General features: G+C 52.9%; 20 protein-coding genes. 17 read left to right on the forward strand and 3 right to left on the reverse strand.

Annotated features, from left to right (window positions below; genetic code table 11):
• Nucleotides 1–10: 10 nt before the first annotated feature.
• Both ACTJIK_RS21525 and hppD read left to right on the forward strand, forming a co-directional pair.
• Nucleotides 11–1,003 carry an aldo/keto reductase gene (locus ACTJIK_RS21525; RefSeq protein ID WP_440649604.1) on the forward strand — a complete coding sequence of 331 codons (993 nt, stop codon included), beginning with the start codon at nt 11–13 and terminating at the stop codon, nt 1,001–1,003.
• 54 nt (nt 1,004–1,057) lie between these two features.
• Entirely contained in the window at nt 1,058–2,188 is a 1,131-nt protein-coding gene (gene hppD / locus ACTJIK_RS21530) for a 4-hydroxyphenylpyruvate dioxygenase (RefSeq protein WP_440649605.1), read from the forward strand.
• Between the two features lie 71 nt (nt 2,189–2,259).
• Here hppD and ACTJIK_RS21535 read toward each other — a convergent pair whose 3' ends face one another.
• Nucleotides 2,260–3,075 carry a glycoside hydrolase family 16 protein gene (locus ACTJIK_RS21535; RefSeq protein WP_440649606.1) on the reverse strand — a complete coding sequence of 272 codons (816 nt, stop codon included), beginning with the start codon at nt 3,073–3,075 and terminating at the stop codon, nt 2,260–2,262.
• A 147-nt stretch (nt 3,076–3,222) separates the two neighbouring features.
• Between ACTJIK_RS21535 and ACTJIK_RS21540 the strand changes: the two genes are divergently transcribed.
• The 6 genes from ACTJIK_RS21540 to ACTJIK_RS21565 all read left to right on the forward strand — a co-directional run bounded on the left by ACTJIK_RS21540 (nt 3,223) and on the right by ACTJIK_RS21565 (nt 9,367).
• Nucleotides 3,223–3,411 (forward strand): hypothetical protein, encoded by a 189-nt coding sequence (locus ACTJIK_RS21540; RefSeq protein ID WP_346320272.1) that lies wholly within the window; start codon nt 3,223–3,225, stop codon nt 3,409–3,411.
• A 20-nt stretch (nt 3,412–3,431) separates the two neighbouring features.
• Nucleotides 3,432–4,244 carry a L,D-transpeptidase family protein gene (locus ACTJIK_RS21545; RefSeq protein ID WP_440649607.1) on the forward strand — a complete coding sequence of 271 codons (813 nt, stop codon included), beginning with the start codon at nt 3,432–3,434 and terminating at the stop codon, nt 4,242–4,244.
• 170 nt (nt 4,245–4,414) lie between these two features.
• Entirely contained in the window at nt 4,415–4,987 is a 573-nt protein-coding gene (locus ACTJIK_RS21550; RefSeq protein ID WP_440649608.1) for a gluconate 2-dehydrogenase subunit 3 family protein, read from the forward strand.
• Nucleotides 4,988–5,019: 32 nt separating this feature from the next.
• The gene (locus ACTJIK_RS21555; protein ID WP_440649609.1) at nt 5,020–6,714 is read left to right on the forward strand and encodes a GMC oxidoreductase; all 1,695 of its coding nucleotides are present in this window, start codon (nt 5,020–5,022) and stop codon (nt 6,712–6,714) included.
• A gap of 134 nt (nt 6,715–6,848) precedes the next feature.
• Nucleotides 6,849–8,543 (forward strand): GMC oxidoreductase, encoded by a 1,695-nt coding sequence (locus tag ACTJIK_RS21560; RefSeq protein ID WP_440649610.1) that lies wholly within the window; start codon nt 6,849–6,851, stop codon nt 8,541–8,543.
• Nucleotides 8,544–8,692: 149 nt separating this feature from the next.
• Entirely contained in the window at nt 8,693–9,367 is a 675-nt protein-coding gene (locus ACTJIK_RS21565) for a M24 family metallopeptidase (protein ID WP_440649611.1), read from the forward strand.
• An 8-nt stretch (nt 9,368–9,375) separates the two neighbouring features.
• Here ACTJIK_RS21565 and cfa read toward each other — a convergent pair whose 3' ends face one another.
• Nucleotides 9,376–10,494 carry a cyclopropane fatty acyl phospholipid synthase gene (gene cfa / locus ACTJIK_RS21570; RefSeq protein WP_440649612.1) on the reverse strand — a complete coding sequence of 373 codons (1,119 nt, stop codon included), beginning with the start codon at nt 10,492–10,494 and terminating at the stop codon, nt 9,376–9,378.
• Between the two features lie 111 nt (nt 10,495–10,605).
• Nucleotides 10,606–11,397, reverse strand: coding sequence for a DUF4394 domain-containing protein (locus ACTJIK_RS21575; RefSeq protein ID WP_440649613.1), 792 nt, complete (start codon nt 11,395–11,397; stop codon nt 10,606–10,608).
• Between the two features lie 160 nt (nt 11,398–11,557).
• Here ACTJIK_RS21575 and ACTJIK_RS21580 point away from each other — a divergent pair, with 160 nt between their 5' ends.
• The 9 genes from ACTJIK_RS21580 (at nt 11,558) to nuoE (ending at nt 20,271) form a co-directional block, all read left to right on the forward strand.
• Nucleotides 11,558–12,424 carry a hypothetical protein gene (locus ACTJIK_RS21580; protein WP_440649614.1) on the forward strand — a complete coding sequence of 289 codons (867 nt, stop codon included), beginning with the start codon at nt 11,558–11,560 and terminating at the stop codon, nt 12,422–12,424.
• A 257-nt stretch (nt 12,425–12,681) separates the two neighbouring features.
• Nucleotides 12,682–13,923: a thioredoxin fold domain-containing protein gene (locus ACTJIK_RS21585; protein WP_440649615.1), complete on the forward strand. Its 1,242-nt coding sequence runs from the start codon at nt 12,682–12,684 to the stop codon at nt 13,921–13,923.
• Nucleotides 13,924–14,176: 253 nt separating this feature from the next.
• On the forward strand, nt 14,177–15,160 hold the full coding sequence (locus tag ACTJIK_RS21590; RefSeq protein ID WP_440649616.1) for a glycosyl hydrolase family 18 protein: 984 nt from the start codon (nt 14,177–14,179) through the stop codon (nt 15,158–15,160).
• Between the two features lie 217 nt (nt 15,161–15,377).
• Entirely contained in the window at nt 15,378–15,818 is a 441-nt protein-coding gene (locus ACTJIK_RS21595; protein WP_440649617.1) for a CBS domain-containing protein, read from the forward strand.
• Between the two features lie 163 nt (nt 15,819–15,981).
• Entirely contained in the window at nt 15,982–16,431 is a 450-nt protein-coding gene (locus tag ACTJIK_RS21600; RefSeq protein WP_440649618.1) for an NADH-quinone oxidoreductase subunit A, read from the forward strand.
• Entirely contained in the window at nt 16,412–17,050 is a 639-nt protein-coding gene (locus tag ACTJIK_RS21605; protein WP_440649619.1) for an NADH-quinone oxidoreductase subunit B, read from the forward strand. The genes ACTJIK_RS21600 and ACTJIK_RS21605 overlap by 20 nt, the downstream gene beginning before the upstream one ends.
• A gap of 89 nt (nt 17,051–17,139) precedes the next feature.
• Nucleotides 17,140–17,934, forward strand: coding sequence for an MBL fold metallo-hydrolase (locus tag ACTJIK_RS21610; RefSeq protein ID WP_440649620.1), 795 nt, complete (start codon nt 17,140–17,142; stop codon nt 17,932–17,934).
• Nucleotides 17,935–18,050: 116 nt separating this feature from the next.
• Nucleotides 18,051–19,790, forward strand: coding sequence for an NADH-quinone oxidoreductase subunit C/D (gene nuoC, locus ACTJIK_RS21615; protein ID WP_440649621.1), 1,740 nt, complete (start codon nt 18,051–18,053; stop codon nt 19,788–19,790).
• Nucleotides 19,791–19,806: 16 nt separating this feature from the next.
• Nucleotides 19,807–20,271, forward strand: coding sequence for an NADH-quinone oxidoreductase subunit NuoE (gene nuoE / locus ACTJIK_RS21620; protein WP_440649622.1), 465 nt, complete (start codon nt 19,807–19,809; stop codon nt 20,269–20,271).

Below are 20,271 nucleotides of genomic sequence, written 5' to 3' on the forward strand. Positions count from 1 at the left end.
AAATTAAAGCATGGAATACAGACAACTCGGAGAAAGCAATTTGAAAGTATCGGCCATTACATTCGGCGCATGGGCCATTGGCGGATGGATGTGGGGCGGCGCGGAAAGGAAGGACGCCAGGGAAGCCATCAGGGCCTCTATCGACCAGGGTGTTACGTCCATAGACACTGCGCCTATCTACGGGCAGGGCACCAGCGAAGAGATCGTAGGTGAAGCGCTGGAAGGCATCCAGCGCGATAAAGTGCAGATCCTGACGAAATTCGGCATGACCTGGGAAGGCAGCAAAGGCACTTTCGGCTTCAGCAGTACAGACAACAGCGGGAAGGCGATCGACATTTACAAATATGCCGGTAAGGAAAGCGTGATCCGCGAATGCGAGGAAAGCCTCCGCCGCATGAAAACAGATTACATCGACCTCTACCAGATCCACTGGCCCGACGCAACGACGCCTATCGAAGAAACCTTTGAAGCGGTGCTGCGTTTGCAGGAACAGGGAAAGATCCGCGCAGCCGGTGTTTGCAACTACAACGCGGAGCAGATGAAAAGGGCGGACGCGGTGATCAAACTGGCTTCCAACCAGGTGCCTTTCAGCATGGTGGAGCGCAGCATCGAAAAAGAACTGGTGCCTTATTGTATGGAGAACAACAAAGGCATCCTGGCGTACAGCCCGCTGCAACGAGGCATTCTCACCGGGAAGATCAGGGCGGACCACAAATTTGAAGCAGGCGATCACCGCCCCACCACGAAGTTCTACCAGCCGGACAACATTGCGCGCATCAACGCCTTCCTGGGCCTCATCAGGCCCCTCGCCGAGAGCAAGAGCGCAACGCTGGCGCAACTGGTCATCCGCTGGACCATCGAAAGGCCGGGCATCACCGTGGCATTGGTAGGAGCGAGAGACGCGGGGCAGGCCATCCAGAACGCAAAGGCGATAGACATTAAACTGGCGCCGGAAGAGATCGATTTTATCAATAAGCATCTGTATGCTTTGAGCTTAGTATAGATCAGCGATCATCATACACCAAAACAATCTTTTTTTAAAACCAATCCATTTTTTATGAACAGTGCAGCAGTAAAACCAACACCGGTGCAGGATCAGCAGGACTTCCTGCCTTTGCTCGGAACGGACTACGTCGAGTTTTACGTAGGCAATGCCAAACAGGCCGCACACTTTTACAAAACAGCTTTCGGGTTCCAGTCGCTGGCATATGCCGGGCCTGAAACCGGCGTGAAAGACCGCGCGTCGTACGTGCTGGTGCAGAACAAGCTCCGCTTTGTGCTCACCACCCCGCTGCGCCCCGGCAATGAACTGTCCATGCACGTGGACACTCACGGAGACGGTGTGAAAGTGCTTGCCATCTGGGTGGACGACGCGCGTAAAACTTTCGAGGAAACCGTAAAAAGAGGCGCAAAGCCTTTCCTGGAGCCGGTGGTGGAGAAAGACGAATTCGGCGAGGTAGTGCGCAGCGGCATTCACACTTATGGTGAAACCGTGCATATTTTCGTGGAAAGGAAGAACTATAACGGGCCTTTCCTGCCCGGGTACAAAACCTGGGAAAGCAAATACAATCCCACCAGCACCGGTTTGCAGTATGTGGACCATTGCGTGGGCAATGTAGGCTGGAATGAAATGAATACCTGGGTGGACTTCTACAGCCGTACCATGGGTTTCCACAACCTCGTGTCGTTCGACGACAATGACATTTCCACCGAATATTCCGCGCTCATGAGCAAGGTGATGAGCAACGGCAATGGCCGAATCAAATTCCCGATCAATGAACCGGCGGAAGGGAAGAAAAAATCACAGATCGAGGAGTACCTGGACTTCTACGGCGGGCCGGGCGTGCAGCACGTTGCCATCGCCACCAACGACATCGTGCATACCGTTGGCGAATTGCAGCACCGCGGCATCGAATTCCTGACGGTGCCGGCTTCCTATTACGAAGACCTTACCGCAAGGGTGGGGGATATCGATGAGGATATCGCCCCGCTGCGCGAGCTCGGCATTCTTGTTGACCGCGACGACGAAGGTTACCTGCTTCAAATTTTTACCAAACCCCTGCAGGACAGGCCCACGCTCTTTTTCGAGATCATCCAGCGCAAAGGCGCCAAATCCTTCGGGAAAGGCAACTTCAAGGCACTGTTCGAATCTATAGAAAGAGAGCAGGCGCTGCGCGGGAATTTATAAGATTTTATCCTGCTGAAGGTTACAACAACACATCAATTCGGCACACCGTCCCGACTTATCGGGACGGTTTCTTATTTCTGGTATACCCGGATATAATCCACCAGCATTTGCGCGGGAATGTGGCTGCCTGGTATCTCTTCTCCTCCCTGGCCCAGTGCCAGGTTCACCAGCAGGTAAAAATTCTCACGGAAAGGATTGTTGCCTTTTTTATAGTTGATGGTTTTGGAGAGGTCCTGCGAGTTGATCTCTTTCCCATCGAGGAAAATGGTCATTTTGTTTTCGTCCCATTCCAGGGCCCATTCATGGAATTCTTTCCCCCATTGTTCGCCCCAGGCGGCTACAGGGAATTTGCCAGTGTTCCAGGTTTCCTGGTTGTTGCCTTCCCATACCCAGTTGGCCAGCAGGTTGCCGCGGTAGAACTCCATAATGTCCACTTCGCCGCAGCCAGGCCAACTGCCCGCATCAGGGCTGCTGCCCAGCATCCAGAATGCCGGCCACATGCCTTTGCGCACGTCTATCTTTGCCCGCATCACCACCCTGCCGTATTTGAAATCGAATTTGCCTTTGGTGATCATACTGGCGGACGTATATTCTGCGTATTCGCGGTTGCGCTGCCACGCTGTGCTGGAAGGGTCGTACCGGGTGTTCTTCACCTTTTCTTTCCGTGCTTCTATCACCAGCAGGCCGTTGCGGCAAACAGCGTTATCGGGCTGGTACCATTGGGGTTCGTTGTTGCGCACAAACCCTTTTTCGTAATCCCATTTCGCGGGATCGGGGGCGCCGTCAACATTAAATTCGTCGTTCCAGGTCATTTTGTAAGCTGAAGTGTCGGCAGGGGCGGGGGATGGGGCCAGTAGCAGGGCCATTAACAGGGTTTCGGGCAGCATGTGGAATGTTTTATTGGCCAACAAAATAATAAAAAACCGGTAAGGTTGTTTACGGGGGAAACAACTGTTTTACAGCCGTTTTATTGAAATTTCATCCGGTTTTAGCCCCTTTTACCCACTAAATCTTTATATTTGACGTTAATATTTATGGATTTAAGAGACTTATTCGGGTACCTGTTTATCCTGGCCGGTTTGCTCCAGTTGCTCACCGCCTACCTGATCTTCGCCGGGCAGCGGCATTATGTGCTGCGCATTGCCAACCGGAAGGTCGGTTCAATAATATATGTTATTTTTGCATTTGTATTATTCTACCTGGCATATTATTTCCTGGTATGAATTTGGAAAGACATTAAGATATGAAGCGGTTATTAATTGGTATTTTATCCCTCATGGGCGCTATGAATGTTCACGCACAGCAAACTTTCCTGGAGAACCAGAAGTTGTTCCCGCGGGTTGGTGAAGCTTTCCGTGAAAAAGAGGAATCCATTAAAAAGGAATTCGCTAAAAAAGGAATCGCCTATCCTGCCAAACAGATGTACATCCGTTCCTTCAAGCTGGACAGCGAGTTGGAGATATGGGTGCGCAACAATGTATCCGATACTTTCACGCTGCTGAAAACCTACCGCGTTTGCACCCTCTCCGGTAAGATGGGGCCCAAACGCAAGGAAGGCGACCGCCAGGTGCCGGAAGGATTCTATTATATCAACGATTTTAACCCGAACAGCAGCTTCCACCTGTCTCTCGGTATCAACTATCCCAATTTCTCGGACAAGATACTGAGCGACCAGAAGAAGCCCGGCGGGGATATCTATATTCATGGCAACTGCCTCACCATCGGCTGCATCCCGCTCACCGATGAATTCATCGAGGAAGTATATATCATGGCCGTACACGCCAAGAACAACGGGCAGGATTTTATCCCCGTGCACGTGTTCCCGGTGCGTTTCGGCAACTCCAGATCCATGGACTACCTGGGCAGCATTTCACTCACAGATAACGAAGCGCAGAAATTCTGGATCAACCTGAAATCCGCTTACGATTATTTTGAGAAACACCGCAAATTGCCGGTGGTACTGGTGAACAGCCAGGGCAAATACGTTTACACCACCCCGCAGCAGGCGCCGCCCATTGCACAAAACGCCGCAGCGAAAACAGCCAACGGCAACTGATCGTTTAAATATCATTGAAAAAGAGCATCGCAGCCGCGGTGCTTTTTTTTTTTGTCCGGCCAAGCCCCTTTGCGTCATTTCTACATATTATTTCGCCGATATGCCTTTTTTATTTGAAAATCTCAGTATTTTTTCGAAACTTACCGTGAAGGTCAAATCAATTTACCAATATGAACAGAAGAGATGCCATCAGGAATGTCGCGATCCTTATGGGAACCGCGCTTTCCGCTTCCACGTTAGCGGCTCTGGAGGGTTGTAAATCCAAGCCTGCTACTTATACGCTACAAACACCGGAAACCAAGGCCCTTTTGGCTGAAATAGCCGAAACTATCATCCCGGAAACCACCAGCCCCGGCGCTAAAGCCGCCAATGTGCAGGATTTCATTGTGCTCATGATCAACGATTGTTACGATGAGAAGGCCCAAAAGGTTTTTGAATCCGGCCTGAATAAGATCAATGAAGAAAGCAAAAAGAAATTCTCCGGTAAAGACTTCATGGAGATCACTCCCGAACAACGTACCGAACTGCTCACGGCGATCGATAAAGAAAGGGTGGACTACAACAGACGGGAGAACAAGAAAAAGGACGATCCCGCCCACTACTTCCAGTACATGAAGGAACTGACCCTCCTCGGGTATTTCACTTCAGAGCCCGGCGCCACCAAAGCCCTGCGCTATATAGCGGTGCCAGGCAAATATGAAGGCTGCGTACCTTACAAAAAAGGTGACAAAGCCTGGGCGTAATCCTTTTCTCCGAACCACTAAACAAGAAACAAATGAACCTGAACATAAAAGCGCAGGACCAGAACACGTATGACGCCATCGTAATCGGATCGGGCGTGAGCGGCGGATGGGCTGCCAAAGAGCTGACCGAAAAAGGCCTGAAAGTATTAATGCTGGACCGGGGCAAGAACCTGGAGCACGGCAAATACGAAACCGCGACCAAAGATCCCTGGGACTTCCCGCACCGCGGCCGTATCACGCAAGACCAGCGCCAGAGCCACGAAAAGCTCGTGCGCGATTATCCTTACAGCGAACACAACGAAAAATACTGGATCAACGACAGCCAGAGCCCTTACAAAGAAGACAAACGTTTTGACTGGTACCGCCCCGATATCGTAGGCGGCAAATCCATCATGTGGGGCCGCCAGAGCTACCGCTGGAGCGACCTGGACTTCGAGGCCAACCTGAAAGACGGCATTGCTGTGGACTGGCCGATCCGTTATAAAGACGTCAAGCCCTGGTACGAATACGTAGAGAAGTTCGTAGGCATCAGCGGCCAGGCGGAAAACCTGCCCCATCTGCCGGACAGCATCTTTATGCCCGCGATGGAAATGAACTGCGTGGAAAAAGACGTGAAAAAACGCGTGGAAGAAGCTTTCAAAAGCCGCACCATCACCATCGGCCGCGTGGCCAACATCACGCAGGACCTGCCCGGCCGTACCAAATGCCAGTACAGGAACCTTTGCAGCAGGGGCTGTCCCTTCGGCGCTTATTTCAGCACCCAGTCGTCCACCCTGCCCGCAGCCATGGCCACCGGCAACCTGACGCTGCGCCCTGATTCCATCGTAAACAGCATCATCTACGACGAAGGCAAAAAGAAAGCCACCGGCGTAAGAGTGATAGACAAGCATACCAAGGAAATGATCGAGTTCCATGCGAAGATCATTTTCGTGAACGGTTCCACGCTCGGTTCCACATTTGTACTGCTGAATTCCATCAGCAACCGCTTCCCCAATGGTTTAGGGAACGACAGCGGCGTGCTGGGCAAATACCTGATGGACCACCACTTCAAGATCGGCGCATCCGGCGTGGCGGAAGGATATGAAGACAAATACTTCTATGGCCGCCGTGCGAACGGGCTGTATATTCCCCGCTACCGCAACATCGGTTCCGACAAACGCGACTACATCCGCGGTTTCGGTTACCAGGGCGGCGCAAGCCGCAGCGGCTGGAGCCGTGGCATCGCGGAAATGGGCGTGGGTAAAGACTTCAAGGAAATGCTCACCGAACCCGGCCAGTGGAGCATGGGTATCGGCGGCTTCGGCGAATGCCTGCCCTACGAAGACAATACCGTAGTGCTGGACAACAGCCAGAAAGACGCATGGGGCCAGCCTGTGATGCGTTTCAACGCCGAGTTCAAAGAAAACGAAGCGAAGATGCGTATCGATATGATGAACGATGCGGCTGAAATGCTGGAAGCTGCGGGCATCAAGAATGTGAAGACCTACGACAACGGCTCCTGGCCGGGCATGGCCATCCACGAGATGGGCACTGCACGCATGGGCCGCGATCCGAAAACTTCCATCCTCAATGCTTTCAACCAGGTGCATTCCGTTCCCAACGTGTTCGTAACAGACGGCGCGGCCATGACCTCCGCATCCTGCGTGAACCCTTCGCTCACCTATATGGCGCTTACTGCCAGGGCGGCGGACTATGCAGTGAAAGAACTGAAGAAAGGCAATATCTGATCCCTGAAAGGGCACAGCATATAACTTGGAAGAGCCGCCTCATTGAGCGGCTCTTCCTGCTTACAATACCCGTTTGTTTGATATGATAAGGCGGCACAGTGAATAATAATATGCATACCTAAAACCCTCGCTACATGAATCTGAACATTAAAGCGACCCAGGAACATACTTACGACGCGATCGTGGTAGGCTCCGGCATCAGCGGCGGCTGGGCGGCGAAAGAACTCTGCGAAAAAGGGCTGAAGACCATCGTACTGGAACGGGGCCGCAACGTAGAGCACGTAAAAGACTATACGACGGCCAACTGGGATCCCTGGAGCTACAAATACCGCGGCTGGCATTCCAACGAAATGAAGGAGAACCATCCCATCCAGAGCCGCTGCTACGCCTTCGATGAGGCCACGCAGCATTTTTGGGTGAACGATAAAGAGAATCCCTACAACGAAGTAAAGCCGTTCAACTGGCTGCGCGGCTACCATGTAGGCGGGCGCTCGCTGATGTGGGGCCGGCAGGTGTACCGCTGGAGCGACATAGACTTTGAAGCCAACGCAAAAGACGGTCATGGTGTGGACTGGCCGGTGCGCTATAAAGACATTGCGCCCTGGTACAGCTACGTGGAGAAATTCGCGGGCATCAGCGGCCAGGCCGAAGGGTTGCCCCAACTGCCGGATGGCGAGTTCCTTCCTCCCATGGAAATGAACTGCCTCGAAAAACATGTGGCCGCGAGGATCAAAGAAAAATATAAAGACCGCATCATAACCATCGGCCGGGTAGCGCATGTAACCACTGCGCACAACGGCCGCGGCCCCTGCCAGTACCGCGATCTCTGCGCACGGGGCTGCCCCTTCACCGGGTATTTCAGCAGCAACGGCGTAACGCTGCCCGCAGCGCAGAAAACAGGCAATCTCACGCTGAGGCCTTATTCCATCGTGCAGGAGGTGATCTACGACGACAGCACGCAGAAAGCCAAAGGAGTGCGCATCATGGATGCGGAAACAAAAGAAGTGATGGAATACTTTGCGAAGATCATCTTCATCAACGCATCCACCTTGGGCACCACGGCCATCCTGCTCAACTCCGTGTCCAACCGCTTCCCCACAGGCCTCGGCAACGACAGCGACCAGGTGGGCCGCAACCTGATGGACCATCACTTCGGCGTGGGCGCAGGCGGTTCCTTCGACGGGTTCCAGGACCAGTACCTGTACGGCCGCAGGGCCAATGGTATTTACATCCCGCGTTTCCGCAACATCAGCGCAGCTACCAAACGCAATGACTATGTGCGCGGCTTCGGCTACCAGGGCGGCGCATCGCGCGGGCGCGGTACAGGCTTTGAGGGCATTGGCGTTGAGCTGAAGGAATCGCAGACAGAACCGGGAGAGTGGGGCATGTGGATCGGCGCCTGGGGCGAGCATCTGCCGTACCAGGACAATACCGTGCGGCTCAACAAAGAGAAAAAAGACGTGTACGGCATGCCTACGCTCGACATAGATTGCAACTTCCGTGAGAATGAACTGGCGATGCGGAAAGACATGCTCGACAGCGCGAAGGAAATGCTGGAAGCAGCCGGGCTGAAGAATGTAGGCGGCGGAGATGATATGCCGCCTCCGGGCCATTGCATTCACGAAATGGGCACGGCGCGTATGGGCCGCGATCCGAAAACCAGCGTGCTGAATGGTTTCAACCAGATGCATGCCGTGAAGAACGTATTCATCTCAGACGGCGCCTGCATGACCTCCTCCGCCTGCCAGAACCCGTCCATCACCTACATGGCATTGACCGCCCGGGCGGCGGACCATGCGGTGAGCGAACTGAAGAAGAACAATATCTGATAAATAATAAGCCATTTGCAGCCGCCGGGAGAGCTTTCTCCCGGCGGTTTTTTTTGTATGCGTTTCTCGCGGGGCGCATGCATTTTTCTCATGCCTTTGGAGAGCTTTATCGGATATCTTACCTTTAGGTTCAACCTTCCTTTTAACTTATGCTGGCACAGAAACAAAAGCTCCGGGAAGCTGAAAATATCGCATCGCAGCTATTCAAAGCCATAGAGGACCGCGGCCTGATCGTTCCCGGTAAAACCGAGAAGACCCTTAACACTGAAGTGTTCCAGCTGGCCGAGGAAATGTTCTGCATCAAAAAATTCTGGCACAAACGCATCGTGCGCAGCGGTGAAAATACGCTGCTTCCTTACGATGAAAACCCGCCGGACCTCGTACTGCAGCAGGATGATATCCTCTTTTTCGATTTCGGACCGGTCGTGGAGGACTGGGAAGCGGATTTCGGGAGAACATACGTGATCGGCAGCGACCCTCTCAAACTTAAGCTGCGCAACGATATCGAAGCCGCCTGGCACGAAGCGAAAGCATGGTTTCACCGGCATACCTCGCTCACAGGGGCTGCATACTTTGCATACGTGAATGATCTGGCCGGCAAATACGGCTGGGAATTCGGCGGGGAACTGGCAGGGCATCTTATCGGTGAATTTCCCCATGAGCGCCTGGAACCGGGCAATTACGGCCTGTACGTACATCCCGGCAACCCGAACGATATGTTCCTTCCCGATGCCAGCGGCAACCCACGGGAATGGATACTCGAAATTCATTTTGTGGACAGGGAAAAGAAGATCGGCGGTTTTTTTGAACAGCTGCTTACCTGAAAAATACTTCAGGCAAAACTATACCCGCCCGCTACGCCGCTTTTGGAAAGCACCACCTGCCAAAGCTGGTTGCTCCGCGACCTGAACGCGCCTGCGCACGAAAGCAGGTAGTATTTCCACATCCTGAAGAACGTAGGATCGTATTTGCCCTTCAGCCGGTCCCAGTTCGCCACAATGTTCTCATACCAGGCCATCAGCGTTTTATCGTAGTCTACGCTGAAATTTTCCCAGTGCTCCATCACGAACAAACCATCTATGGCCTCGCCGATCTGGCGGATGGATGGGATCAGTGAATTGGGGAAGATGTATTTGTTGATCCAGGGGTCCGTAAGGGTGGTCGTGATGTTGGAACCGATGGTGTGCAGCAGGAACAGGCCGTCGTCTTTCAGGCAATCATGCACTGTTTTCATATACGTCGCGTAGTTCTTGTAGCCTACATGCTCAAACATTCCGATGGACACGACCGCATCGAATTTCTCGCGGAGCGAGCGGTAGTCCATGATCCGGATGTCTACCGGGAGGCCTTTGCATATCTGGCGGCCCAGCTCCGCCTGTTCTTTGGAGATGGTGATGCCGGTTACCTTCACGCCGTAATTCTCCGTGGCGAATTTCCCGAAGCTGCCCCAGCCGCAGCCGATGTCCAGCACATGCATGCCGGGCCTGAGCCTGAGCTTGCGGCAGGTGAGGTCCAGCTTGTTTTCCTGCGCTTCATTGAGCGTGCGCGCGTTGTTCCAGAAGGCGCAGGTGTAGGTCATGCGTTTATCCAGCATGAGCACGAACAGGTCGTTGCCGATATCGTAATGCCTGCTGCCGTTGCGGTATGCGGCGGCAGGGCTCTGGCGGTTGAAGAAGCGGGAGAGGAAAAGGTCCATCTTCAGTTTCAGGTTAGGCTTCAGCTGCTGTGCCAGATTGCCGCGCAGTACGCGGGTGATGAATTCATCGGGCGAGGGGCAGTCCCACCACTGCGACATATACGCCTCTCCCAGTCCCAGCGAGCCTTCGGTCAACGTTTTACGGTAGAAGTCTTCGTGGTACACACGGATGTCCCATGGTTCATTTCCGTTTACAGTAACGCCGGCGGAAGAAAGAAGCCGGGTCAGGATACTCTTGAACGTTTCTTTTCCCATAGCATGAATTTAACGGGCGGGTGTCCGGTACAAAAATACGTAATCCGCTTATACGGACGGCAGGCCAATGGCCCCGGGCAAGACGGCCGTTCTCATAACAGGCGGGCGCCGTTATTGTCCCGGCACGAGCGCCAATCCTCTCACATTAACGGGGAAATCCCCGACCTCGGTGATCGTGCTGTTCTGAAGGTTGATGCGGTAAAGTTTGGCGGTAGGCCCTGAAAAAAGGACATATGCTTTATTGTCCTGCCCCACGATATCGAACCCGTTTTCAGTGCTGGTGCTAAGGTTAAGGTCCGCAACCAACGTAAGCTGGCCGGCGTTGGGATTATCCAGGCGGTACAGGTTGCCGGTGGACGCCTCGAGGCCATACAGCACGGTGGAAGCGGCGCCACTGTAGTTGTTGGAATAAGCGACCGCGGAAATGGCGGCGGAGCCGGGAGTGATATCGGTGTCCCTTGCTGTCAGCGTGCCGTTGGTGGGATTGACGCGCAGGTTCAGATCTGCATAGTTGATCACACGAAGCCTGTCCGCCACGGGATTAAAATCAATGCCATGCGAAATATTGGACAGCGCCTGCGGGAAAGGGCCGGTGCCCACCATGGTGGCTGCGCCTGTGGAGGTATTGATCCTGTACAGGCGGGAAGTACTGCCAAGCCCGTACAGCTGGCCGTCCGCCGGGCGAAAGTCTATCCCCAGCAGCTGTTCCGCAGGCTGAAGGCCCGTGATCGTGTGGCTGGTGATGGTGGACGGGTTGCTGGTATGGAACGCGAACAGGTTATTGTTCGTACCGAGCGCATATGCGTCGGGCACCTTGGGAGTGTTGTCATTTTTCTTTTTACTGCAGGAAATGCTGAAGGTAAGGGCCAGGATAAAAGCCGCTTTCAGGGGTATCGATCTCATTGGTTAAATGGTTTACTATAGTATACAATTTAATCATTTTGTTTGAACGGATACGAGAATAAGTAAATGCTTTTGCCTGAAAACGGCTGCGGACTACTTGATCAAGTAGTAGATTTGAGCGGGGTAAAGGATAACTTTAAGTATATGAAAACCACCCCTCATGAAAACCTCCTACTGGCTCCTGTTTTGCATGTTACTGGCGGCAGGCTGCATCAAACACCCCGGCCCTGAAGTGCCGCCCGTTCCGGTAAAGCCGCAATGGCTTATCAGCAAAATTACCCTGGTGCGGCAAAGCGGCTCGCAAAACCCCTTGCCGGGAGAACCGGCAGCCAGTTACCTCAAGCAGGTATATGAGTTTAAATACAACGGTTATTACAAGCCTGTGAGCCGGTACGTCTACCAGGCCAGCAGGGATACTTTGAACCTGCAACTGGCTGAAAGAGACACACTGATCTACGATACCCGGCACCGCGTTGTGCAGGCGGACGAATATATAGCTATCCATCCGAGCGTTAACGCGCGGCTGAAATTCATCTATCCCGGCAACGATACCCTGCCTTCGGCCATGGAAGTATGGTACAGCAGCTATCCCAACCGCGATTCGCTTTACCTCAGCGGTACCACGAACTTTATATACCGGCCGGATACCGCGCTGGCCATCGGCCGTAACTCTCACGGCTCGCTGGATACAACGCACTACATATATTCAGGCACCAACGGTAATTTCAGGCGCGTCGTGTCCACCGCCGGGTACGAAGAAGATATCTACTATACTTTCGACAATACGCCCGCCATAGAACGGCTGATCAATCTGAGCCACGGTATGGTATGGCGCCTGCCGATGGACTACGTGAGCCCGCCCGTACTGTCACGCAACAACTGGACGGGCGACGGGCCGCAGGGATGGCAGAAATATATTGAATACAACGCAGCCGGCAACCTGCCCGTGCGTTATACGATCACGGAATACGCCCCGAATCCTACATACTGGGTCTTCCGTGTGGAATATTTTGCACCAGCGCCCTGAAAGGGTACGTAACATATATTGCCATAAGGATTACAAGGGGCCGTTTCCTGTTTTTACAGGCATAGATAACGGCCCCTTTTTTATGCCGGTACCTGGTGCTCGCAATCATCTTATCGTCAATATTTATATCCAAAACAGGCTTCCCAGACCACTTATCCATACTTTCCCCAATATTTTGGAATATTTGCTAAATTGTTAATTGAAATCTGGTCAACTATGTGATAAGATTCAACCCGTCTAAACCCAAACCAACCATAATGAAAAAATTAACTTTTCTCCTCCTGCTCCTGGCTCCCGTTATCGCCTTTTCGCAGGAAAAAGGCATTCAATTCGTACATGGCCTTACCTGGGAACAGGTGAAAGAAAAAGCCAAAGCAGAGAACAAATACATCTTTGTAGATTGTTTCACGACCTGGTGCGGCCCCTGTAAATTCATGAGCAGCACCATTTTCCCGCTCGAAGATGTAGGGAATTACTTCAACGACAGGTTCATCAGCGTCAAGCTGCAACTGGACAAAACGGAAGGGGACAATGATGAAGTGAAGAGCTGGTACGCCACCGGGGAAAGCATCGCCAAAGAATATTCCGTGAACGCTTACCCCACTTTCCTGTTCTTTAATCCGCAGGGAGAGGCCGTGCACCGTGTGGTGGGCGGAGCCGAAGACGGGCCGGGATGGCTCAAAAGAGTAACGCCCGTTTTTGATCCGGAGCAGCAATATTATACACTGATCAAACAATATGAAAAAGGCAATAAGGCGCCCGAGTTCCTGAAAAGAGCATCCCTCGCCGCTATCGGCGCTTATGATGCAAAAAATGCCGCTGCTCTTTCCAAGGCCTATCTTGCCACTCAAAAGGACCTTTACACCAAAGACAACCTTGAATATATCTCCAAATTCACACGCAGCTCTAAAGACGAGGGCTTTGCGCTCTTACTGAAAAATTCCAAAAAGGCCAATGCTGCATTGGGGGAAGGTAAGGCAGAGAAAATCGTGAAGGGGATCATTCTGCAGGAAGAAGTGTTTGGCAAGGTATTCAGAAACAAGGATCAGAAACCAGACTGGAATGCAGTGTCTGCTGACCTGAAGCAAAAATACCCGGCGTTTGCAGAGGAAGTGGCAGCGGAAGGTAAGGTAGTATATTTTCAATACACAAAGGATTGGGAAAATTTCGCGCCGGCGGTAATGAGCTACATGAAAAAATACGGGGCAGGCGTTGCTCCGGAAGCGCTCAATGATTTCGCCTGGACTGTTTTTGAAAACTGTAAAGACATGACCTGCGTGACGGAAGCGCTGGAGTGGAGCAAACGTTCCCTTGAGGGCAATAACAACCCGATGTTCATGGATACCTACGCCAACATCCTTTACAGGATGGGCAAAAAGGACGAAGCCATCACCTGGGAAGAAAAAGCCCTTAGCCTTGTCTCCGAGGGAGGCGAAAAGAAGGCGTACACCGAAACGCTCGACAAAATGAAGAAAGGCGAGAAAACGTGGAAAGATTAATCCGTAGCGCGTGGAACTACGGCTACCTTCGGGCTTAAACTGTATTAAATGCCCCCCAAAGGTTAAACACTTTTGGGGGGCATTCCGTTTTTTGAAAGCTCCTTTATTGTTTGGAGATATAAAATGGATATTCTATCTTCACCCTGCTCTCATTAACCAATAATCATTTTTTTAATTGTCAACCGCCCGCCGCCCGCGCCACTGCCGGATGCGCAGCCGTTTGATTATTGGTTCACCATTACTTCCTTTTATCATGAGGCAACTATTGCTCCCCCTGTACATTATTTTTTTCGCCGCGCTTTCGCTGGCCTGTAAAAAGAAAACCAGCGCAGGCCCGCAGGATGAAAAACCGGGAAAACTCCGCGTGCTCGGCTACCTGCTGAGCGACAACAACTGGCATAACGCCGTCAATTCCATCGACCTGGACGCTATTACCGACCTGAACCTTGCTTTCCTGAACCCCGGGGCAGATGGCAGCTTCAGCATCGATCCCGCTGTGAAGCAGGTAGTGGATAAAGCGAGGGCCGCTGAAGTGCGTGTGTTTATGTCCATCGGCGGTGGCGATGCGCCCACGCACCTGGCGGAGCTGATCAAACCTGCGAAGAGAAGCGCTTTTGTGGCGGGCATCGTTGCATTGATGGACCAGCACGGGTTTGCAGGGGTAGATGTGGACCTGGAGAATGAGCTGATCAACGCCGACTATCCTGCATTTGTAGCGGAGCTACGCGTGGCGCTTACGTCGCGGAACAAACTCATGACCGCCGCCCTTGCTTCCTGGAACGCTGATAAGATACCCGATGCCACCATGCGGAACTACGACTTCATCAACATCATGAGCTACGATAAAACCGGCCCCTGGAACCCAGGCAGACCCGGCCCGCATTCACCCTACGACATGGCGGTGAGCGATTTTAATTATTTCAATCAGGCGCGCGGTGTGGCCGCAGAGAAACTACTGATCGGCCTGCCTTTCTACGGGTACGGTTTCGGGGCGGGCGCGCCTTCCAGCATCTGGTATAAAGACCTGGTTGCGCAATACGCCGGCGCTGAGAATGCCGACGAAGTGACGGTGAACGGGGGCGGGAAGATCTATTACAACGGTCCTGGCACTATTCGCCGGAAAGTGGCCTTCGCGCTCAGCAGCAAAGCGGCCGGGGTGATGATCTGGGAGCTGACGCAGGACAGCCGTGATGCGAAATCGCTGTTGAAAGCGGTGAATGGGAAGATCAGCGAATAGTTGAAAAATTTGCACCGCTGTACCGGCAATTGCAGCGGCGGTTAACAAACGTGGAAAAAACATCAAGTATAGATCATTATCTCATAAAAGGAAAAGAGACGAATGCGCAATTGCGGGATTCTTTTTTCCTTTTACTTTTTGATTTTGCAGAAAAAAACAGTTAACTTAAAGTAGGTTTTTCGCACATCGTATTGTTTCACGTTAAAATCAGCTTACCATGGGCAGAGTCAGGAATATCTTGGTGGGCAAAGGTCACGCAGTATACTCCGTACATCCAGACAGCACTGTATATGAAGCCCTGAAGGTGCTGGTGGACAAAAACGTGGGAGCCCTCGTAGTATTAGACCACGACAAATTCTTAGGTATTTTCTCCGAGCGGGATTACGCCCGCAGGGTGATCCTGAAAGGCCGCGCCTCCAAGGAAACCACCATCCGCGAGATCATGACCGAACATCCTATTACTGTTACAGAAGATGAGACCATCGAAAACTGTATGGGTAAAATGACAGACAAAAGGATCCGTCATTTACCTGTAGTAGACGATGGCGGCAGACTGATCGGCTTAATTTCCATCGGCGACGTTGTGAAATATATTATGGACGAGCAGAAACATATTATTGAGAACCTCGAATGTTACATTAACGGCACTCACCACTAGCCAGGCAATCTAATCCACAGCCACGCCTTTGTTACCCAGCGTTGTTTTTTGTTTTATCGTCGGCATCCCCTGAGCGGTGCAGCGCAGCATGGACATACAAAAACAACAACCCGGACTCATTTCATTACTACGGATCATACAGATCGACTATAAAACAACAACCATGAACCCGACCTGGCCTTTTCTCGTATTTGGAGCCATCGTGCTTGTATTGGTACTGGCTATCCTGGGTCTGTCCTACATCCTGGGCCAGCGCCATAAAGACCGCGCTACCGGCGAAGCCTATGAGTCCGGGGTGCTCTCCACCGGCTCCGCGCGCCTGCGCTTCCCCTCCCAATTTTACCTTGTTGCCATGTTGTTTGTGATCTTCGACATCGAGACCGTGTTCATCGTGTCCTGGGCCATTGCGTTCGGAGAGCTGGGGTGGCCGGGTTTTATCGGCGTATCTGTATTCGTTTTTATCCTGCTGGCCGTGCTCGTGTACGAATGGCGCAACGGCGCGCTCGATTTCGGGCCCGACGGTAAAAAAATACTCAGGGCTTACCGCAAAATGCGGAAAGAAACTGATAAAGAATCCGCAAAAACGATCAAACATGAAGTGGTGGTTAACTGAACCTAAAGAAGCCGCCGCGCAAAAGTCCGGCAACTTTTCCATGGAAGAATCCGTGAGCCAGGCCGTGATGCTGACCTCTGTGGAACGGCTGGTAGCATGGGGGCGCAAGAATTCCATGTGGCCCTTTCACTTCGGGCTGAGCTGCTGCTTCGTGGAAATGGCCACCGGGATGACGCCCAAGTACGACCTGGCGCGTTTCGGCGCGGAAGTGATCCGCGGCACGCCCCGGGAGGCGGACGTGATGATCATTGCCGGCACGGTGTTCATTAAAATGGCGCCCATCATTCAACGGTTGTATGAACAAATGATGGAGCCCCGCTGGGTAATTTCCATGGGATCGTGCGCAAATTCCGGCGGGATGTATGATATTTACAGCGTGGTGCAGGGCGTGGACAAATTTCTGCCGGTAGACGTTTATGTTCCCGGCTGCCCGCCCCGGCCGGACGCGTTCATGCACGGGCTGGTGCTGCTCCAGCAATCTGTAGGCAAGGAAAAGCGCCCCCTCAGCTGGACGATAGGGGACCAGGGCGTGATAAAACCGGAGAAAGTGAGCATGCGCGACCTGAACCGCGATAAACGCCAGCAGATGACAGAATTCAAAACACCCGACGAGATATGATCCCTTCGGGAGCACTATAAAAAGCGTAAATTCAAAATGCCGGACGGGAGACGAATTCCCGCCGGGGCCCTATATAAAATCATGTACGGATGAGTATCAGACGGATCACCGAAAATGTGTATGAGCTTCAGCTTGGGAAAGTGAACGCCTTCCTGGTGGAAGATGAAAAGCTCACGCTGATAGATACGGGAGTGCCAGACAGTACCGGCCAGATCATTGAAATGATCCGCGCAATAGGCCGGCAGCCGGAAGAGCTAAAGCACATCCTGCTGACCCACAGTCACCCCGATCATGCGGGGAGCGTGGCGCAGCTTAAAATAATCACCGGCGCAAAGGTGTATATGCACCCTGCGGAGAAACTGAACGTGGAAAAGGGTTTCGTGCCAAAACCGCCCGATCCTCACTTCACGAGCCTCGTCAATAAGCTGATGTATAACCTGTTCGTGAAAAATGCGTCAGGTTACATCCCTTCCACAAAGGTGGATGAGTTATTGCAGGATGGAGACTGGCTGCCTATAGCGGGCGGATTGCATGCCATTCATATCCCGGGCCATAGCGCCGGCCAGCTGGCGTTTTTCCTGCCGGGAAGAAAAAATGTGCTGTTCGCCGCAGATGCCGCGGACAACCTGTTCGGTTTAAGTTACAACTGCTTCTATGAGAACTTCCCGGAAGCAGAGCATAGCCTCGAAAGGCTGTCTACCTTCGATTTCGACATTGCCTGCTTCGGCCACGGCAAGTCGATCATGAGAAGGGCTTCCGAAAAGTTCAGGAACAGGTTCCTGGGGCACAGGCACGCCGTTGCGCAGGCAAAGGCCACACAGCCTTACCTTGTGGTGGAACAGGATGCTACCCTGCGTATGCAGGAGCCGGAAAAAAAATTATAACAATGTACGACTGATACAAAACTGATAATTCTTACATCAGCTCATTAAAAGCAAGGGACCCACAAGCCTGGAAAAGCTAAGCAGCATGGCGCATTGATACAATCAAAAATGTAATCATGCCCGCGAGCATCTTTTCTGCCCTCTGCTCCCGTTTCGGTGAGAATATTTTCCACGAACAGCTCACCCGGGATGAGACGCCCACCATCTGGACGCCACAAGGGAAAATTATTGCTGTACTGGAATACCTCCGCAGCGATGCGGAACAACCTTTTCGCATGCTCTATGACCTCACGGCCATCGACGAGCGTGCCTGTAAAAGTAAGTACAACGGCACCTGCGAATTCACACTCGTTTACCACCTTTTTTCGTTCGAACGCAACGCATTCGTCCGCCTGAAAGTAGCCCTCCGCGGCGAATTCCCATCTACCCCGAGCGCCACGCACATCTGGCCCGCCGCCAACTGGTACGAAAGAGAAGTATACGATATGTTCGGTATCCGCTTCGACGGCCACCCTCTCCTCAAACGCATACTCATGCCTGTGACCTGGGAGGGGCACCCGCTCCGGAAGGAGCACCCGGCCCGCGCCACTGAGATGGGCCCCTTCCGTTTGTTTGCAGCGAAAGAAGACAGGGAACAGGAAGCGTTGCAATTCAGTCCGGAGGAATGGGGGCTCAAACGGCAAAGCGAGGATTCAGATTACATGTTTCTCAATATCGGCCCGCAGCACCCGGGCACCCACGGCGTTCTCCGCATCATTCTCCAGCTGGACGGCGAAGACATTGTAGACGCCGTTCCCGACATCGGATTCCACCACCGCGGCGCTGAAAAGATGGGCGAACGGCAAAGCTGGCATACCTATATCCCCTACACAGACCGCATCGACTACCTCGGCGGCGTCAACAACAATCTTGCTTATTTACTGTCTGTAGAAAAACTGGCCGGCATCCGCATCCCGGAACGCGCCGAAGTGATCCGCGTAATGCTCTGCGAGCTGTTCCGCATCGCCAGCCACCTCGTTTGGTACGGCACCTTCGCGCAGGACGTAGGGCAGCTCAGTCCCGTGTTCTACATGTTCACAGACCGTGAAAAGATATTCAACATCATTGAAGCCGTTTGCGGCGGGCGCATGCATCCCAACTGGTTCCGCATCGGCGGTGTGGCGCAGGACCTGCCCAATGGCTGGGATAAGCTCGTTCGCGACTTCGTGAATTATTTCCCGAAAAAACTGAAGGAATACGATAAGATGGTGATGCGCAATGCGCTCTTCAAAGCGCGCACCGTGGGCATCGGCGTGTTTACGCAGGAAGAGGCCATAGACTGGGGCGCTACCGGGCCCAACCTCCGCGCCTGCGGCATGGAGTGGGACATGCGTAAAAAGCGGCCTTACAGCGGTTACGAGAATTATGAATTCGACATACCCATTGCACACAACGGCGATTGTTACGACAGGGCAGTGGTGCGCGTGAACGAAATGTGGCAGAGCCTGCGCATCATCGAGCAATGCCTGAACAATATGCCCGCAGGGCCTTATAAGTCGGACCATCCGCTCACCACGCCGCCGCTCAAGGAAATGACCATGCAGGATATCGAAACACTGATCCATCATTTCCTGCACGTGAGCTGGGGGCCGGTGATACCCAACGGCGAAGCGATGGTGGTTACAGAAGCCACCAAAGGATGGAACAGCTACTATCTCACGAGCGACGGCAATACCTCGCCTTACCGGGTGCGGGTGCGCACGCCATCGTTCGCGCATATGCAGATGATACCGTATATCAGCCGCGGGTATACCGTGGCGGACCTACTCTCCATACTCGGCGCCATGGATTACGTGCTGGCCGATATTGACAGGTAACAAAAAAGCAATTGCTATGCTCAGTACCGCAGAAAAGGAACAGATCGAACACGAGATCCGGCAGGTGCCGGTAAAAAAAGCCGCTTGCATAGAAGCGCTGAAGATCGTGCAGGAACACCGCCGCTGGGTATCCGACGAAGGCATACAGGACGTGGCGGCCATCCTGGAAATGAGCGCCGAAGAGGTGGACAGCGTGGCTACTTTTTACAACCTCATTTTCAGGCAGCCTGTGGGCAGGCACATCATTCTCCTTTGCGACAGCATCAGCTGCTACGTAATGGGCCTTAACGCGCTGCATGAAGAACTGGTGAACCTGCTGGGGATACAGTACGGGGAAACCACCGGCGATGGCCGTTTTACACTGTTGCCCAACCCATGCCTCGGTACCTGCGACCATGCGCCCGCGCTCATGGTAGATCATGATCTTTACCGCGACCTGCAGCCTGCGGCCATTGCTAACATCCTTGAAAAATACACATGA

The sequence above is a fragment of the Chitinophaga sp. 22620 genome, assembly GCF_052044405.1.
Lineage (GTDB): Bacteria > Bacteroidota > Bacteroidia > Chitinophagales > Chitinophagaceae > Chitinophaga.

Excerpts from the sequence above, each read along its gene's own strand:
- ACTJIK_RS21525 (WP_440649604.1), top strand. The coding sequence starts at position 11 with ATGGAATACAGACAACTCGGAGAAAGCAATTTGAAAGTATCGGCCATT.
- hppD (WP_440649605.1), top strand. The coding sequence starts at position 1,058 with ATGAACAGTGCAGCAGTAAAACCAACACCGGTGCAGGATCAGCAGGAC.
- ACTJIK_RS21535 (WP_440649606.1), bottom strand. The coding sequence starts at position 3,075 with ATGCTGCCCGAAACCCTGTTAATGGCCCTGCTACTGGCCCCATCCCCC.
- ACTJIK_RS21540 (WP_346320272.1), top strand. The coding sequence starts at position 3,223 with ATGGATTTAAGAGACTTATTCGGGTACCTGTTTATCCTGGCCGGTTTG.
- ACTJIK_RS21545 (WP_440649607.1), top strand. The coding sequence starts at position 3,432 with ATGAAGCGGTTATTAATTGGTATTTTATCCCTCATGGGCGCTATGAAT.
- ACTJIK_RS21550 (WP_440649608.1), top strand. The coding sequence starts at position 4,415 with ATGAACAGAAGAGATGCCATCAGGAATGTCGCGATCCTTATGGGAACC.
- ACTJIK_RS21555 (WP_440649609.1), top strand. The coding sequence starts at position 5,020 with ATGAACCTGAACATAAAAGCGCAGGACCAGAACACGTATGACGCCATC.
- ACTJIK_RS21560 (WP_440649610.1), top strand. The coding sequence starts at position 6,849 with ATGAATCTGAACATTAAAGCGACCCAGGAACATACTTACGACGCGATC.
- ACTJIK_RS21565 (WP_440649611.1), top strand. The coding sequence starts at position 8,693 with ATGCTGGCACAGAAACAAAAGCTCCGGGAAGCTGAAAATATCGCATCG.
- cfa (WP_440649612.1), bottom strand. The coding sequence starts at position 10,494 with ATGGGAAAAGAAACGTTCAAGAGTATCCTGACCCGGCTTCTTTCTTCC.
- ACTJIK_RS21575 (WP_440649613.1), bottom strand. The coding sequence starts at position 11,397 with ATGAGATCGATACCCCTGAAAGCGGCTTTTATCCTGGCCCTTACCTTC.
- ACTJIK_RS21580 (WP_440649614.1), top strand. The coding sequence starts at position 11,558 with ATGAAAACCTCCTACTGGCTCCTGTTTTGCATGTTACTGGCGGCAGGC.
- ACTJIK_RS21585 (WP_440649615.1), top strand. The coding sequence starts at position 12,682 with ATGAAAAAATTAACTTTTCTCCTCCTGCTCCTGGCTCCCGTTATCGCC.
- ACTJIK_RS21590 (WP_440649616.1), top strand. The coding sequence starts at position 14,177 with ATGAGGCAACTATTGCTCCCCCTGTACATTATTTTTTTCGCCGCGCTT.
- ACTJIK_RS21595 (WP_440649617.1), top strand. The coding sequence starts at position 15,378 with ATGGGCAGAGTCAGGAATATCTTGGTGGGCAAAGGTCACGCAGTATAC.
- ACTJIK_RS21600 (WP_440649618.1), top strand. The coding sequence starts at position 15,982 with ATGAACCCGACCTGGCCTTTTCTCGTATTTGGAGCCATCGTGCTTGTA.
- ACTJIK_RS21605 (WP_440649619.1), top strand. The coding sequence starts at position 16,412 with ATGAAGTGGTGGTTAACTGAACCTAAAGAAGCCGCCGCGCAAAAGTCC.
- ACTJIK_RS21610 (WP_440649620.1), top strand. The coding sequence starts at position 17,140 with ATGAGTATCAGACGGATCACCGAAAATGTGTATGAGCTTCAGCTTGGG.
- nuoC (WP_440649621.1), top strand. The coding sequence starts at position 18,051 with ATGCCCGCGAGCATCTTTTCTGCCCTCTGCTCCCGTTTCGGTGAGAAT.
- nuoE (WP_440649622.1), top strand. The coding sequence starts at position 19,807 with ATGCTCAGTACCGCAGAAAAGGAACAGATCGAACACGAGATCCGGCAG.